This is a genomic window from Mesorhizobium sp. M2E.F.Ca.ET.209.01.1.1 (assembly GCF_004010375.2).
Taxonomy (GTDB): domain Bacteria; phylum Pseudomonadota; class Alphaproteobacteria; order Rhizobiales; family Rhizobiaceae; genus Mesorhizobium.
Genome location: NZ_SADP02000704.1, coordinates 1 through 330, shown reverse-complemented (window position 1 = coordinate 330; position 330 = coordinate 1). Strand labels below are relative to the sequence as shown.

Here is a 330-nt window from a genome sequence, read left to right as displayed (position 1 = left end):
CGCATATGAATGCGCAAGCGCTGGCACTGACGCTGGAGACAGGCATCGCCCACTACTGGTCGCGCTCGCGCAACACGCTCTGGAAGAAGGGCGAAACCTCTGGCAATTTCCAGCATGTCGTCGAGATGCTCACGGATTGTGACCAGGATGCGTTGTGGTTGCGCGTGAAAGTGTTGGGCCACGACGCAACTTGTCACACTGGCCGACGTTCATGCTTTTATCGGACGGTGGGGCTGATCGACGGCAAGGGGACGCTTGCCGACGACGGCAGCAAGCCGCTGTTCGATGCGGAAAACACGTATCGGAAGCCATCAGCTTGAACCTTCTGCC

At 58.8% G+C, this 330-nt stretch carries 1 protein-coding gene; it reads left to right on the top strand.

Annotated features, from left to right (window positions below; genetic code table 11):
* The coding region (locus EN852_RS37525) for a phosphoribosyl-AMP cyclohydrolase (protein ID WP_135879820.1) at positions 1-320 on the top strand (320 nt) is incomplete at its 5' end.
* Positions 321-330: the final 10 nt, after the last annotated feature.